16 protein-coding genes are annotated in these 14,514 nt (G+C 65.0%); 8 read left to right on the top strand and 8 right to left on the bottom strand.

Annotated features, from left to right (window positions below; all coding sequences use genetic code 11):
- Positions 1-12: 12 nt before the first annotated feature.
- Complete coding sequence (locus ACZ9BC_RS09790) at positions 13-489, top strand: GAF domain-containing protein (RefSeq protein WP_476245764.1); 477 nt, start codon at positions 13-15, stop codon at positions 487-489.
- Positions 490-1,743, top strand: coding sequence for a metal-dependent hydrolase family protein (locus ACZ9BC_RS09785; protein WP_476245763.1), 1,254 nt, complete (start codon positions 490-492; stop codon positions 1,741-1,743).
- A 76-nt stretch (positions 1,744-1,819) separates the two neighbouring features.
- On the opposite strand, the gene ACZ9BC_RS09780 is transcribed toward ACZ9BC_RS09785, so the two are convergent.
- Both ACZ9BC_RS09780 and ACZ9BC_RS09775 read right to left on the bottom strand, forming a co-directional pair.
- Positions 1,820-2,749: an SRPBCC family protein gene (locus ACZ9BC_RS09780; RefSeq protein WP_476245762.1), complete on the bottom strand. Its 930-nt coding sequence runs from the start codon at positions 2,747-2,749 to the stop codon at positions 1,820-1,822.
- Between the two features lie 242 nt (positions 2,750-2,991).
- Positions 2,992-3,147 (bottom strand): hypothetical protein, encoded by a 156-nt coding sequence (locus ACZ9BC_RS09775; RefSeq protein WP_176156718.1) that lies wholly within the window; start codon positions 3,145-3,147, stop codon positions 2,992-2,994.
- A gap of 239 nt (positions 3,148-3,386) precedes the next feature.
- On the opposite strand from ACZ9BC_RS09775, the gene ACZ9BC_RS09770 reads away from it, so the two are divergent.
- Entirely contained in the window at positions 3,387-3,998 is a 612-nt protein-coding gene (locus tag ACZ9BC_RS09770; protein ID WP_476245761.1) for an NADPH-dependent FMN reductase, read from the top strand.
- Between the two features lie 74 nt (positions 3,999-4,072).
- Here the strand turns inward: ACZ9BC_RS09770 and ACZ9BC_RS09765 are convergent, their stop codons facing one another.
- A complete protein-coding gene (locus ACZ9BC_RS09765; RefSeq protein WP_115523711.1) occupies positions 4,073-4,546 on the bottom strand; it encodes a sensor histidine kinase in 474 nt (157 codons plus the stop codon).
- 684 nt (positions 4,547-5,230) lie between these two features.
- Here ACZ9BC_RS09765 and ACZ9BC_RS09760 point away from each other — a divergent pair.
- The 3 genes from ACZ9BC_RS09760 (at position 5,231) to ACZ9BC_RS09750 (ending at position 6,823) form a co-directional block, all read left to right on the top strand.
- Positions 5,231-6,067 carry a response regulator transcription factor gene (locus tag ACZ9BC_RS09760; protein ID WP_476245986.1) on the top strand — a complete coding sequence of 279 codons (837 nt, stop codon included), beginning with the start codon at positions 5,231-5,233 and terminating at the stop codon, positions 6,065-6,067.
- Positions 6,068-6,149: 82 nt separating this feature from the next.
- Complete coding sequence (locus ACZ9BC_RS09755; RefSeq protein WP_079595193.1) at positions 6,150-6,569, top strand: YkvA family protein; 420 nt, start codon at positions 6,150-6,152, stop codon at positions 6,567-6,569.
- A gap of 74 nt (positions 6,570-6,643) precedes the next feature.
- On the top strand, positions 6,644-6,823 hold the full coding sequence (locus ACZ9BC_RS09750; protein WP_115523714.1) for a hypothetical protein: 180 nt from the start codon (positions 6,644-6,646) through the stop codon (positions 6,821-6,823).
- Between the two features lie 5 nt (positions 6,824-6,828).
- Here ACZ9BC_RS09750 and ACZ9BC_RS09745 read toward each other — a convergent pair whose 3' ends face one another.
- Positions 6,829-7,857 carry a LacI family DNA-binding transcriptional regulator gene (locus ACZ9BC_RS09745; protein WP_476245760.1) on the bottom strand — a complete coding sequence of 343 codons (1,029 nt, stop codon included), beginning with the start codon at positions 7,855-7,857 and terminating at the stop codon, positions 6,829-6,831.
- Between the two features lie 176 nt (positions 7,858-8,033).
- Between ACZ9BC_RS09745 and ACZ9BC_RS09740 the strand changes: the two genes are divergently transcribed.
- On the top strand, positions 8,034-8,975 hold the full coding sequence (locus ACZ9BC_RS09740; protein WP_476245759.1) for a dihydrodipicolinate synthase family protein: 942 nt from the start codon (positions 8,034-8,036) through the stop codon (positions 8,973-8,975).
- Between the two features lie 126 nt (positions 8,976-9,101).
- A complete protein-coding gene (locus tag ACZ9BC_RS09735) occupies positions 9,102-10,400 on the top strand; it encodes an Nramp family divalent metal transporter (RefSeq protein WP_476245758.1) in 1,299 nt (432 codons plus the stop codon).
- A gap of 235 nt (positions 10,401-10,635) precedes the next feature.
- Here the strand turns inward: ACZ9BC_RS09735 and phnE are convergent, their stop codons facing one another.
- The 4 genes from phnE to ACZ9BC_RS09715 are packed head-to-tail and all read right to left on the bottom strand — an operon-like array spanning position 10,636 to position 14,362.
- The gene (gene phnE / locus ACZ9BC_RS09730) at positions 10,636-11,481 is read right to left on the bottom strand and encodes a phosphonate ABC transporter, permease protein PhnE (protein WP_476245757.1); all 846 of its coding nucleotides are present in this window, start codon (positions 11,479-11,481) and stop codon (positions 10,636-10,638) included.
- Complete coding sequence (locus tag ACZ9BC_RS09725) at positions 11,478-12,233, bottom strand: phosphonate ABC transporter ATP-binding protein (RefSeq protein ID WP_476245756.1); 756 nt, start codon at positions 12,231-12,233, stop codon at positions 11,478-11,480. The genes phnE and ACZ9BC_RS09725 overlap by 4 nt, the downstream gene beginning before the upstream one ends.
- On the bottom strand, positions 12,230-13,147 hold the full coding sequence (locus ACZ9BC_RS09720) for a phosphate/phosphite/phosphonate ABC transporter substrate-binding protein (RefSeq protein WP_476245755.1): 918 nt from the start codon (positions 13,145-13,147) through the stop codon (positions 12,230-12,232). Before ACZ9BC_RS09720 ends, ACZ9BC_RS09725 begins: the two co-directional genes overlap by 4 nt.
- 33 nt (positions 13,148-13,180) lie before the next feature.
- On the bottom strand, positions 13,181-14,362 hold the full coding sequence (locus ACZ9BC_RS09715) for a TIGR03364 family FAD-dependent oxidoreductase (protein ID WP_476245754.1): 1,182 nt from the start codon (positions 14,360-14,362) through the stop codon (positions 13,181-13,183).
- Positions 14,363-14,514: the final 152 nt, after the last annotated feature.

The following is a 14,514-nucleotide window of genomic DNA, read 5'->3' as shown; positions in this document are numbered from 1 at the left end:
CCGGACAGCACCGTGAAAGCTGATGTGATCTTCCAGCGGACCTTTGACGCCATGCGCCAGGAACCCGGTGTCATCCTCTTCACTGCCCTCCAGTGGATCCCGGAACGGTCAGCCCTCCGGCGGCTCTTCACAAGCCACCCGGCGGAGTACCCGGTGGGGTCGGAGAAAACGGTGGAGATCTCACCCGGCTGGCTGGGAACAGTGATCGAAGACAAGAAGCCGTTCCTCGCAGCCGACCTCAACGCGCTGCGCGACGTCTTCGCCGACTCCGAGCTGATCCAGAGCCTCGGCTGCGGGGGAGTCATCAATGTCCCCGTTCTTGACCACGGCACAGTGGTTGGTGTCCTGGCCATGCTCGACGCGGAAGGCCGCTACACGCCGCAAAGTGTGGACGCCGCCGTCGGGATCGTGGATAAACACTCGCCGGAACTCATCGAAGCCTTTGCGGCCCATCCCACTACTGACGTCCCCGGGAAGGACACCCTTTAAATGACTGACACCCTCAATGCCCAGGCCCCGGAAACGGGAAGCCCTGCCCTGGTAATCCGCAATGCCAGCGTGTTGGACGTCAAAGCCGGCACCTATTCACTCGCCGACGTCGTCAGCGTCGGCGGGAAGATCACTACGGTAGGTCCCGACGGCGACGCCCCCTCCGGTGCGCGGATCATCGACGGCACCGGCAAGTTCGTTCTTCCGGGCCTCATCGATGCACACGTCCATGTTGTGGCTTCCAGCGCCGACTTCCGCTCCCTGACCTGGACGCCGGCGTCGTACGTTTATGCGCAGACCGCAAAGATCATGGGGGCCATGTTGCGGCGCGGCTTCACCACGGTCCGCGACCTTTCCGGTGCTGATTTTGGGCTGGCACTGGCCCAGGCCGAGGGCCTGCTGGAAGGACCCAAGCTGCACTTTTGCGGGCGTGCCCTCAGCCAGACGGGCGGCCATGGCGACATGCGGCTTCCCGGCGAGGACCACGACCCCAACCGCAAGGGCTGCTGCGGGATCGGGCGGGTAGCGGACGGCGTGGATGCAGTCCGTGCCGCAGCCCGGGACGAGCTCCGCAAGGGCGCCCACCACATCAAGATCATGGCTTCCGGCGGGGTGTCATCGCCCACGGACCGCATCGACTCCACCCAGTACTCAATGGAAGAGATGCGCGCCGCCGTGGAGGAAGCCGAGGCGGCCAACCGGTACGTCGCAGCCCACGCCTACACCGCACGCGCCATCAACCGGGCGCTCGAAGCCGGTGTGCGGTCCATTGAGCACGGGAACCTCCTGGACGACGAGAGCCTGCAGCTCTTCCTCGAGAAGGACGCCTTCCTTGTTCCCACACTGGTTACTTACTGGGCGCTGAAAGAGGAGGGTCGGGAATTCGGGCTCACCGAGGAGATGTGGGGCAAGGTGGACTCGGTGCTCACCAGCGGACTGGAAGCCATCGGCCGCGCCCACGAAGCTGGCGTGAAGACCGTCTTCGGCTCCGACCTGCTGGGCGGGATGCACCGCCACCAGAATGAACAATTCCGCCTGCTGGGCAAGGTCCAGCCTGCCATCGATGCGATCCGTTCGGCCACCACAACGGCCGCCGAACTCCTTGGCAGGGAAGGCGAGATAGGGGTGGTTGCACCTGGAGCCGACGCGGATCTGCTGGTCTTGTCGGCTGACCCCCTCGCCGACATCGCCGTGCTTGCCGACATCGCCGAGCACCTGGAGCACGTCGTCCAGGATGGCCGGGTCTTCAACTGATCAACGGCAAAGCGCCGCCCGCCTCGGGAAAGAGGCGGGCGGCGCTTTGCGGTGCGGCTACCGCGGATCAGGCCGGTCAGTGCTGGCCGAGGTTGCCGCCCACGGGCGGCAGCCCGCCGTCGGGACGGCGGTCCTGCTCGCGGCGCTCGCCGGCGCTGAGGTTCTCGCCTTCCAGCGTCTCGTCGGACTCGCCGGTGGTGTCCACCAGGCCGTTGGTCTGGTCGAAGGCGTGCCCGATCCTGTCATCGCCCAGGTCGGCGACCGAACCGGTGGAGCCGGCTGCCGCCGTCGTACCCGTTGTTGTGGTGCCTGTGACGGTGGTGTCGGTGGTCAGCGGCGTGACGGTGGCCGGCTCCCCGGGAGCCACCGGAGTTACTGTTTCGTCGGCAGCCGCAGTTTCGCCCTTGTTGCCGCCGGCTGCCATGGCTGCTGCTGCGCCCGCTGCTGCAGCAACGCCGAGGCCGGCTGCCACCTTGCCGGAGACGCCTGCCTTGCCGGAGTCTCCGCGGGATGCAGCGGCATCCTCAACGCCGGGCGTGCCAAGGGTGGCACCGGGGTTGACGGTGCCGCGCCAGGCGCCGCTGGCATACCCTTCGTCCTCAATGAACTCCTTGAACCGCTTCAGGTCTGCTTCGGCCTGCCGGTCCACCACGTTGAGCTTGTCGCCCACCTTCTCAATAAGTCCTTCGGGCTCGTACTCGAGCGTCAGCTGGATGGAGGTCTGGCCGCCGCCGATGTCCTCGAACTCGACAACGCCCGCGTTCGTGGCGCCTTCCGTAGCTGCCCAGGCAACCTTGCGGTCCGGTACCTGCTCAAGGATCTTCGCTTCCCACTGCCGGCGGACGCCGCCGATTTCGGCAACCCATTCCAGCCGGTCGTCACTGAGCTGGGTAACGCTCTTGACGCCGCCCATGAAATGCGGGAACTCCTCGAACTGGGTCCACTGGTTATAGGCCGTGCTCACCGGTACGTTCACCAGAATGCGTTTTTCCACCTTCGTGCTCATAACGTCTCCTTTACTTGTCACCGGGAACTGATGAGTCGATAAAAATCATCAGCATGCTTACCAACATACCTTTTGGGGGCGCTGGTTTCCAGAGCATGGGAAACAGACGACGGCGGCGGTGTCTTCCGAGGTGAGGTTCCGGCCAGTGCCGCTAGGGTGAGCCGGTGAAGGGTGGGATGCATCTTTCACTGCCTGGTGCGCGTGATGGCGCGCGGCAAGGGGTGGCCGGATAACGGCCGGATTTACGAGCTCTTCTTGGCTTCAGGAGTCTCAGGCACGTCCGCCCCCTCGGCCGGATCCTGGGTGTGGACCCGGATGTCTGTGGGATCAGCGTCCGGATCGCCCTCGGCAGGGGCCTCGTTATGGACGCGCTGGTCCTGCAGTGGATTTTCGGTCATGGCTGCTCTGCTCCTTTGGAGGACGCGGTGGACATGGTGGGGACTGCGATAGTGCTCATTGAGCGCTTCCGGAAAGGGCCTGTCAAGAACCTTCCATCCGCTCTGGCCGGGACCGTCCTTCTGTGCTGGACTGGTGATGCACTGAGCACCAACCGCCGCCGCTGGTTCGGTACAGCGGCGGCACCTTTTCCAGACGAACATGGACGGCCGGCGTGACCGGCCAGTGGAAGGAAGCACTCATGGCACCGTTCAAGATCGGATACTTCGTGGGGAGCCTGGCTACCGGCTCCATCAACCGGGTTCTCTCCCAGGCGTTGATCAAACTGGCTCCGGAGGACCTGGAGTTCACGGAAATCCCCATCAAGGACCTCCCCTTGTACAGCTACGACTACGACGCCGACTTCCCGCCCGAGGGCCGCGCCCTCAAGGAAGCCATCGAGGGTTCCGACGGCATCCTGTTCGTGTCCCCGGAGTACAACCGGTCCATCCCGGGCGCGCTCAAGAACGCGATCGACTGGGGCTCCCGGCCCTGGGGAAGCAACTCGTTCGCCCGCAAGCCCACCGGCATCATCGGCGCCTCGGTGGGCAGCATCGGTACCGCGGTGATGCAGTCCTCGTTCCGCAGCGTCCTCAGCTTCCTGGACGCCCCGCAGCTGAATGCTCCGGAAGCCTACATCCACTACAACGCCGACGTGTTCGGTGAGGGCGGCGGGGTCAAGGACGAGGGAACCGCCAAATTCCTGCGCCACTACATGGACGAGTATGGAGCCTTCGTTGCCCGCGTCCTGGCTGCCAACGCACCCGGCCACATCGGCGACCTCGAGCACGACTCCGCCAAGCTGACGCGCTAGCTTCCGGGCGATCCCGGGACATGCAGATGCCCGCCGTCCAGCGACGGCGGGCATCGGTCTTTCGGCTGGTGTCCTCAGTCCAGCGGCAGGGTAACGGTCACGCTGGTGCCCTGCCCCGGCGAGGAGCAGATGTCCACGCTGCCGCCGGCTTCGTGGACGGCCACGGACATCAGCCGGAGACCGTACCCGTGGTGGCGTCCGCAGGTGGCGAGCCTGCTGTCAAAGCCCGAGCCGTCGTCGGCCACCACAAGGCGGATGCCGTGGTCTACCGCGGCAAGCTGGACGGTAAGCTGCGATGCTTCCGAGTACTTGTAGGCGTTGCTGAGCGCCTCGCGTGCGGATTGGTACAGCAGGGACGCGCAGTCCGCCGGAATCTCGATGCCCCAGTGCGGAGTATCCCAGCGGACCGCGGTCCCTTGCTGACGGAGGGGTACCGTGAGCCGGTCGATGCAGCCGGCAAGCCCCAGGGTGTAGAAGTCGAGCGGATGCTGATCCGTGAGCACGCCTCCTACGGCGGTTACTTCATCAAAGGCTAATTCGTTTCCCATGACGTCCTGCTCCCCACAAGCTGTTGGTCCTTATGCATTCAGCGTGGACCTGCAACTGCAGGGGTCAGCAAAGTTTTAGTCAAGATCGCATCAATTCTGGGTGCGGCATCCGGCCCTGCTGGTTTTGCTGCTTTAGGGGCAAGGAACGACGGCGGGGCGCCGGCTCGCAGCCGCATCCCGCCGTCGATTTTTGCTCGCTTAGTCGCTGCTGGCCGAGGCCCTGCCGGGCCAGGTCCTCATTATGCGACTGGATTCCTTATCGCCGCGGCGGCTTTTTGCACCTCAATTTTGTCAGGCCTATTCCCGGCCGTATCGGAATCGGGAATGTGGCGGAGCAATTATGGAAGGAGTGTGTGCGCTGCGCCGCATTTTGTACGGCGCTTCTGATGGCGCTCCTCGCAGCGGAATGAAAAGCAGGTGACGGTGCACAACACGCGTGTGACCTGCGACTACGTCACCGGCCGAAGCCGATGGCGGCCTCGAGAAGGCGAGCGAAAAATCGTAAAAGAAATGCCATATTTGCGAACCTCAAGAATCACTCAACCTGTGCCAAGGAAAGCCAATTTGCCCTATTTCATTGGATAGGCTCAGGAGCGCATTCCGCAGACCTTACAAAAAAGCCATCCGTCGGGCTTGCGTCACCGAATGCACTATGAGTACGTCAATACGGGATGCGGGGCATGCATGGTGGAGCGCGGTGTTGCCGTGGTGGTCGAGGACGACGACGACATCAGGTCCGCCCTGACGGAGGTGCTGCAGCAGTCCGGGTTTGCCGTGCACTCGACGTCCTCCGGCTGGGCTGGCGTCGAAGCGGTCCGTACCCACAATCCGGACATCGTCACCATGGACGTGGGGCTGCCGGACTTTGACGGGATCGAAGCGTCGCGGCGGATCAGGACGTTCAGCGACGCCTACCTCATCATTGTCACCGGCCGGGTGGACGAGGCCGACGCGCTGATGGGATTCGAGGCGGGTGCTGACGACTACCTCACCAAGCCGTTCCGGCCCCGGGAATTGCGTGCCCGGATTGCCGCGATGCTGCGCCGGCCCCGCACCCTGCAGGCCGCTCCCGCCGAGCGCCCGCAGGGCAGGCGCCGCCCCGGCCGTCGCCAGCCCCGGCAGCTGTCCGAACATCCCCAGGCGGCCGCTGCCGTTCAGCAGCCGGACGACGGGCCGGACGTTGCAACGCCTCCGGACCGCTGCGACTTTGCCCACCGGGGGTTAACCCTCCATGAAGCCTCCCGCCAGGCCGCCATCGACGGAGTGCCGGTGGACCTGACCCGCACCCAGTTCGATCTCCTGCTGTTCCTGATGGAGGGCGGCCGGACGGTGCAGAGCAAGGCTGACCTGGTCCGGCGCCTGCGCAATGAGCCTTATGCCACCGGGTCCTTCGTCAGCGCCGGTGAGGAGCGTGCCGTGGAGGTGCACATCGGCAACCTCCGCAAGAGGCTGGGCGACAATTCCGGCCGTCCCCGCTGGGTGGAAACCGTCCGCGGGGTGGGCTACCGCATGACGCCGTAGACAGGACGAATTTCCACCCGTCCGTTCCGGCGTACCCTCGTACAGGAGCCGGAACCCTTCCGGCCCTGCGGAGGGGTGAAGGATGTCCTGGGAAACCGTCGCCGGAATCGTGGCAGGGGTGCTGCTGGCATACGCCGTGCTCCTGTTCCTCCTGTGGCTCTACGCACGCCGCCACCCGGAAACCGTCACCATGAAGGATGCGCTGCGGCTGCTCCCGGACCTGTTGCGGCTCATCCGCAGGCTGGCCGCGGACCGCACTGTCGCCGTCGGAATCCGCGTCCGGCTGGTGCTGCTGCTTGCCTACCTGCTCTCACCCATCGACCTGGTTCCGGACTTCATCCCGGTGATTGGCTACGCGGACGACGCCGTCATCGTGGCGCTGGTGCTGCGCTCGGTCATCAAGCGCGCAGGTGCCGACGCAATCCGCAGGCACTGGCCCGGAAGCCCTGCAGGACTGGACGTCATCCTGAAAGCGGCCGGTCCGGTTGCGGGGCCGCGGTAAATAAAAACACAACCTTCGGCGCCTTTCCAGCCGAGGGCTGTTAGCGTGGAGGCCCGGCCAATGAAGGAGGAGCGATGACCATCAACTCACCCGATTCCCTGCCTGAGGACGAGCCCCGCGAGGGCGCAGCAGGTACCGAAGGCAAGAACGACGGCGGGATCCCCAGGGGTGGCGATGGCATTGGCATCTCAGCCGATGCCGAGCCGAACACCTTCGAGCCCGAAGAGGACCCGGACGCCACCGAGGAGCCTTAGCGGGGCTAGGACCTGCCGGATTTCCCTTCGAACCGCGGCCCGCTGGATTCGCGCGGAATCAGCGTGGGAATGGACTTCCGAACCCGCGGTTCCGAGCCGGGCTCCATGATGAGGTCGATGGCGGTCCTGGCGATCTGGTCCAGATGGACGTGGACCGAGGTCAGGGGAGTGGGGAGCCGTGACGCCAGGGGCGTGTCGTTGTAGCCCACCAGTGCTACATCGGTTCCGATCCTCAAATGATGCCGGTGAGCCGCTGACATGATTCCCATGGCGATGTTGTCGTTCGCGGCGAATACGGCGGTGGGGCGGGCGGCCGCGTCCAACAGGGCTTCGCCTGCTTCGAACCCGTTCTCAATGCCGTAGCCGCCCGCAATGACCCAGTCCTCGCGGGGAACAATGCCTGCCTCGTTCAAGGCCCTGCGCGCTCCGGCCAGGCGTGCGATGCCGGTTGAAGTGAAGGACGGGCCGGTAACGACGGCGATGTCCCGGTGTCCGAGGTCGATCAGGTGGCGGACGGCAAGGTAGCCGCCCACCTCGTCATCCCCCAGGGCGGAAGGACTTGCGCCGTCCGTGCGGAGGACCAGTGCGTGCGCCACGTTGCGCTCGCGCAGCAGCCGCGGAAGCTCGTCGTCGAGCCGTGCCGTGGCAAGGATCAGCCCGTCAACGTTCCGGTCGAGCAGCGTCTCGGCAGCACGGCGTTCATCATTGGGATCGTCCCCGCTGGTGGCCACCATCGCGAAGTATCCGCGGGCGGCCGCGGCACGTTCGAGTTCCTCGAACATCAGCGCCATGACCGTGTCGCTGAGGCGGGGGACCAGGACGCCCAGGGTCCGTGTCTCGCCGCGGCGAAGGCTGGAGGCAAAGGAGTTCCTGCGGTAGCCCAGCTCTTCGGCAACTTTCCGGACATGCGCGGCGGCAGCGGAACGGGAAGCGGTCCGTTCATCCAGGGCGCGGCTGGCGGTGGAAATGCTCACGCCGCTGGCTGCGGCAACGTCCTTCAGCGTGACGATGGTGCCCGGCGTGGCCCGTTCCATGGCGGTTCTCCTCTTCCTTGGCGGTGTACAGACACTCTATTCCTGAAATCTGCAAACGTTCTCTTGACAGTGGCCTGTGACACGGCGCACAATGAAAACGTTCCCGCAAACGTTCTCATCCGAGAAAAAGCATCGCGGGACTGCCGACCATCAAAGAAGAGAAGAAGGTAGCTGCAATGACACTCGATCTCCGCGGACTCAGCCCCGCACCTGTCACCCCGTTCACCGAAGATGGCGCTGTCGACTTCGCTGCGATCCAGCGTCTGGGTTCGTGGCTCGGATCGATTGAGGGCGTGAAGAGCCTCGTCGTCCTGGGGCACGCCGGCGAAGGCACGTTCCTTACTGAAGAGGAGCAGCTGGACGTTATCCGTGCGTTCGTGGCCTCGACCGACGGCCGTGTACCGGTCGTGGCGGGCATCACGAAGGAAGGCAACAAGACCGCGGCCCTCGAGGCGAAGAAGGCCGTCGAGGCCGGCGCGTCAGCTGGTCTCGTCTACCCCTCGCACGGGTGGCTGCGCTTCGGCTACCAGAAGGGCGCCCCGCAGTCGCGCTACCAGGAGATCTATGAAGAGTCCGGTCTGCCGCTGATTCTCTTCCAGTACCCCGACAACACCAAGGCGACCTACGACCTCGAGACGCAGCTGGAGATCGCCGGCCAGGAGGGCGTCTTTGCAACGAAGAACGGTGTCCGGAACATGCGCCGGTGGTACACGGAGATCCCCGCGCTGCGCGCCGCGTATCCCGAGCTGCAGGTGCTGTCCTGCCATGACGAGTACCTGCTGCCGACAATGTTCGATGTTGACGGCCTGCTCGTCGGCTACGGCAACATCGCCCCCGAACTGCTCGTCGAACTGATCGAGGCCGGCAAGGCGCAGGACTACCCGCGTGCACACGCAATTCATGAGCGGCTGCTGCCGGTGACCAAGAACGTTTACCACCGCGGTTCCCATATGGAGGGCACCGTCGCCTTGAAGTGGGGCCTCGTGAACCGCGGCATCCTGGACCACGCCACAGTCCGCACCCCGCTCCTGCCCCTGCCCGAAGGCGCCGAAACCGAAATCGCGGAAGCCTTCGCCGCCGCAAACATCGGCAAGGTCACCGCCACCGCTGCCGTCTGACCCCACCCATCACGGGTCCTCACGGGTGGCGGGCCCTTTGGCCCGCCGCCCGTGCCCCAGCTTTTACTCTCCATCCCGGGCCAACGCACGCCCCCAGCAATGTCGCTGTATAAGGAGGACTCGCAGATGCGCGAGCACAATAGGACCATCACCCATCCCGGATCGACGGAACAGAAGATGGCTGCACCGCACGTACACCCCGCACCGGCAGGAACTGGAAAGCGCCGGACGTTCCTGGGCTACCTTGCCCTCATGGGCCCGGCCTTCGTCGTCGGAGCGTGGCAATTCGGACCCGGCAATCTGACCACCGCAGTCCAGGCCGGCAGCCGCTTCGACTACAGCCTCGTCTGGGTCATTGCGGTCTCCACCATCCTGATGATCTTCTTCACGGACATGAGCGTCAGGCTCGGCATCGCCACTCCCACCTCCCTGATCACCTCCATCAAGGAACACCTCGGCAACTGGGTGGGCGTCCTGGCAGGATTCGGCGTCTTCGGCATCACGCTGATGTTCTCCGTCGGCAACGCCGTTGGATCCGGCCTGGGACTATCGCTCATTTTCGGCGGATCCCCGGTCCTCTGGACGGTCGTCTGCACCGCCGCCGTCGCCTTCGTCCTGGCTTTCAAGAACGTCTACGGGATCGTCGAAAAAGCCCTTCTGGTCATTGTTGTCCTCATGGGCATCGCCTTCATCGCCAGCACCGTGGTGGCACAGCCTGACTGGTACCGCTCCCTTGAAGGCATGGTCCCCACCCTTCCGGCCGGAAGCGAAATCCTCATCGTCGCGCTCGTGGGCACCAACTTCTCCATCAACGCCGCCTTCTACACCTCCTACGGCATCAAGGAACACCGCCGCACCCGCGCCGACTACCGCGACATCACCCTCGTCGACACGATCCCCGGCATCGTCGCCCCCGGCATCATGACGGCCCTGGTCATCATGGTCGCCGCGGCAGTCCTCGGCAAAACCGGAGCGGAAGCCGGGACCATCAGCGCCCTCGCGTCCATCTTCACGCCGCTGGCAGGCCCCGTCGGTGCAATGCTCTTCGCCCTCGGCCTCTCCGGAGCAGCGTTCTCGTCCATGATCGCCAACGCCACCGCCGGCGGCACCATGCTCTCCGATGCCATGGGACGGGGCGCGAAGGCAGGATCGCCTGCCGCCCGCATCGTCACCGGCATGATCCTCGCCTTCGGCCTGATCATCACCCTGTCCTTCCAGTCCTCACCGGTGGCCCTGATCGTCATCGCCCAATCCCTGACCGTCCTCATCGCCCCCATGCTGGGCCTCCTGATTGTCATCATGGCCAACAGGCGCTCTGTCATGGGCGATCTTCGCAACAAGTGGTGGCACAACCTCTTTGGAGCCATCGGCCTCATCGCCATCATCGCCTCCTCCATCAGGCTCATCACCACCCTGATCGGCTAGGCGACCAACCACCCCGACCCCTGAGTAGTGCCCAGCCTCATCGAGGCGGGGCACTACTCAAGGTTTAATCAAGATTTGCGCAAGCGGGCCGAAACGGTCTGGAACCGAGATTACTGGCGGGTAAATTTCTACCTGTTTCCACGTTTAGTTCCCCCAACACGGAAGCAAAGGAAGCCCCCGCGCTGGAGCCCGACTCGCGTGGGGGCTTCCGCCCAAGCCTGCGGAGGTGTGGACGTCAGGCGAGCCTGCGCCGGATCAGTGCAGAGGCTTGGTCAACAACCACTATCAGTACGAGCACCACCATGATGTGGGTCAGCATGGCGTCGAACTGGAATGACTTGATGGCCTGGTTGATGAGCAGGCCAACACCGCCGGCACCCACCAGGCCCAGCACCAGCGAGGACCGGACGTTGACGTCGAACCTGTAGAGCAGCAGCCCCACGAACTGGGGGATAACCAGCGGGATGCCGGCGTGGAACGTCTGCTGCATGCGGGTGGCGCCGGCCGTGGCCAGTGCCTGCACAGGTCCCTGGTCACTTTCCTCCATGGCTTCCGCCCACAGCTTCCCCATGACGCCGGTGTTGTGGCAGATCAGGGCCAGGACGCCGGCGAACGGGCCAAGCCCTACTGCCGTGACAAAGATCAGGGCGAAAACCACATCCGGGACAGCCCGGAAGAAGGACAGGACTGCGCGGGCTGCCTGGTAAACCAGGGGATGCGGGGAGCTGGTGGTGGAGGCCAGTACGGCGAGCAGCAGGGCGGTTGGTACTGAGAGGGTGGTGCCCAGCAGCCCGATCCACAGCGTGACGAGAGTTGCTTCCAGGCTTGGCTTCAGGACGCGTTCCCAGTCCAGGTCCGGCGGGAAGGCCTCGGCAAGGAATGTGCCCATGCCGTGCGCGCCGTCGATCAGCAAAGCCGGCTGGAATTCCGTGCTCTCGAGTGCCACCACGTGCAACAGCACGATGGCGCCGGCAGCGGCAGTGGCCAGCCCGGACCGGGCCCACTGGCGGCGGGCCGGAGGCACCGGCATGGACGTGGCCCGCACTGCTCTTTCCGCCGGGCCCTGCACGGTGCGGTTCATGCGGCGATCCTGTCAGGTGCATACAGCGTGTCCAGGACGTCCTGCGTCAAGGCGCCAGGGCCGCCGTCGAACGCAATCTTTCCCTGGAGGAGGCCAATGGAGCGGTCCGCGTACCGGAGCGCGAGGTCCGGCTGGTGAAGGACGGCGGCAACCGCGAGATCCTCCGCATGCGCCAACTCGGCCAGCAGTGCCATGACCTGTTCGGCCGCGTGCGGGTCAAGGGCTGAGACGGGTTCGTCAGCGAGGAGTACGGAGGCCCGCTGGCACAGGGCCCGTGCAACGGCGACCCGCTGCTGCTGGCCGCCGGACAGCCTCCCGGTGCGTTCCAAGGCAATCCCGGCGAGGCCCACCCGGTCCAGGCAGGCCATGGCCTCCTCCTTGAGTTCCTTTGCGAAGAACGCAGGGCTGACGGAGGCCAGGCCCCTGGCACGCAGGAGCCCGCCGGAACAGACGTTCTCCAGGGCCGTCCGCCGGGGTACCAGGTGGATCTTCTGGAAAACCATGGCTGCCTTGCTGCGGGCACTGATCCGCGCCGCTCCCTGAAGCCGGCCAAGATCCTCTCCGTGGAGCCGGATGGCGCCGGCATCAGGCGCAGTCAGGCCCATCACGCACTTCAGGGTGGTGGACTTGCCTGAGCCGTTGGCGCCCAGGAATGCCACCAGTTCGCCGGCCCGGACGGTAAAGTCCACGCCGTCCAGGACTGTTCTTCCTGCAAAGGCCTTGGTCAGGCCGGTTACCTCCAGCGCCGTCACAGGTCTTCCTCGGTAAGCCCCATGGTGGCGGCGAGGTCGAACAGCGGCTGGTACGTTTCCTTGCTCACCGCAAGGAGCGGGCCGGGAGGAGTCACGTCCAGGAAGGCGCCAACCTCGGCAATGGCCTCGGCCGGCAGGTTGAGCAGCGCGTCCCGTACGGCTTCCTTTAGGGCAGGATCGGCGTTTCCGCGGATGGTGATGGGATCGTTCGGAATTGCTTCCGACGTCCACACCTGCCGGAAGTCCTCGGCCTTGAACGTGCCCGCCGCTGTTGCTGACGCCAACGTCTGGGAGTTGATCTGGGCGGCGTCCACAGTCCCGTTGGTCAAAGCCAGAAGGGCCTCCGGGTGCCCGCCCGCGTAGCTGATATTCAGGTCGGACTCGGCAATGCCGGACGTTTTGAGGCCGTACCGCGGGAGGACATCGCCGGAGGTGGATCCCACGCCGCCAAGGGCAACGTCCTTGCCCCGGAGGTCCTCAATGGACTGGATATCGGAGTCCTTGGCAACCCAAATGCCCGCCGTGTAGGAGCTCAGCTTCCCGTCCGCCGTCCCGAACGAGGCCACGGGTTCGGCGCCGGCCTTGCTGCTGGCGAAGACGTAGCCCATGGGTCCGAACTGGCCGATGTCCAAGCGGTCATTGGCCATGGCCAGCACCTCTGCTGAATAGTCCTCCACTACCTGGACCTCGATGTCGCAGCCCATGTGTTTCTCCATGGCATCAGCCAGGACACGGTAGGCAGGTTCCAGCTTCGCCGGGTCCTCGTAAGGCTCGATGCCGAACTTGAGCGGCCCGTCGGAGCAGTAGGCGGGCGTGTTGGCTGAGGCGCTCTCGACCGGCCCGCCGGTACAGGCGGAAAGTCCGACGGCGGTGAGCAGCGCAGCGGGTAGCAGGGCCAGGTAACGGCTTTTCATGGTGTCCTTTGGAGATTGGCAAGAATTGGCGGGTTAGAGAAAGGCTTTGGTGTTGCGTTCGGCCACGCCGAAGGAGACGGTCATGCCGATGCCGGCGGTGACTGACACGGCGGTGACTCCCGGTGCCACGTCGGCCACGAGTAACGGGCCAACGTCGCTGGAGGCGTAGATGCCCTGCCACCTTTCCTTCACGGCGAGGCTCTCCACGCCAAGCACCGCCTGGATCCGGTCCAGGAGGAGGCTGGTGGTGGATTCCTGCAGGAAGGGCGGTACGGACTTTCCGTAGTCATGGGAGTCGCCCAAAAGCAGGGTTCCGTCCGGCCGCTGAGTGAACATCACGTTGGCACCCACGGCCAGCAGTGCAGGATTCTTGGCCTGGACCTCGGCCAGCAGGGCCGGCGCCGAGGGGAGTTCAACGAAGGCGCCGTAGCGCAGCATCGACGTGGCGGTCAGGACCGCCGGCTGCAGGTCCAGTTTCCCGGGCCGCTCCGCGGATGCCATCTGCAAGCTGCACCGCTCGATCCGGTGTTCCTCGGCGAGATCCGGGAAGAGCACGTCCACATCGTGGCCAACACACACAAACACGCGGTCCGCTTCGACATCGCCGCGGCTTGTCCGCACCCGTGCGGTGCGGGTGGTTCCTGCCCCAAATCCCAGCGCGGTGGTGTTCCAGTGCACGGATGCGTCATCGCGGGAGTCGAGCCAGGACGCGAGGGTACTGACGGTGGTCCGTGGGTCCACCCGCAGGTCGTCGCGCAGCCAGGCGCCGCCAACAACGCCGGTTCCGGACTCCGGGTCCGTGCGGCGTCCCAGCCTGGCCAGTGTTTCGGCGGCCGTGAGCACAACGATCTGCCCGGGTTCCCGCGCTCCTGCCAGTTCCTGCAGAACCTGCATTTCAGTCTGGGTGGTGGCCACCACGATGGCCCCGGCCTCGCTGGACCAGAATCCGGCGCGGCCGGAGAAGTCCAGCCAGTGCTTGCGTCCTGTCATGGCCAGGTCGTAGAGCTCCCCGGTTTGGGCGGTGATGCAGCAATGGCCGAAGTTGCGGACGGATGCACCAACGGCCTGGTGGTCCCGGTCGATGACCATAACGGTCAGCCCGCGGTCGGCGGCGAGGGCGGCGTGGGCGAGGCCCACGATTCCTGCGCCGACCACCAGGACGTCCACGGCGGAAGGAAGGCCAGCGGGGTGGTTTTGGGGGTTTTGGGTAGTCACAGCATTGATAGTGGCCATCCCGAAAGTGGCAATCAAGCTGAAACGGCACTTGTCTGAACAAGTTAACGGCCTGTTCATTCGGATGGGTCAGAAATAACGTTTCATTCATCCAGAGCCCGGCCGAAACAGGCAAGATATGTTCTGCAACTTGT

Source organism: Pseudarthrobacter sp. TE3704 (genome assembly GCF_056279405.1).
This window is presented reverse-complemented; position numbering and strand designations above follow the sequence as displayed.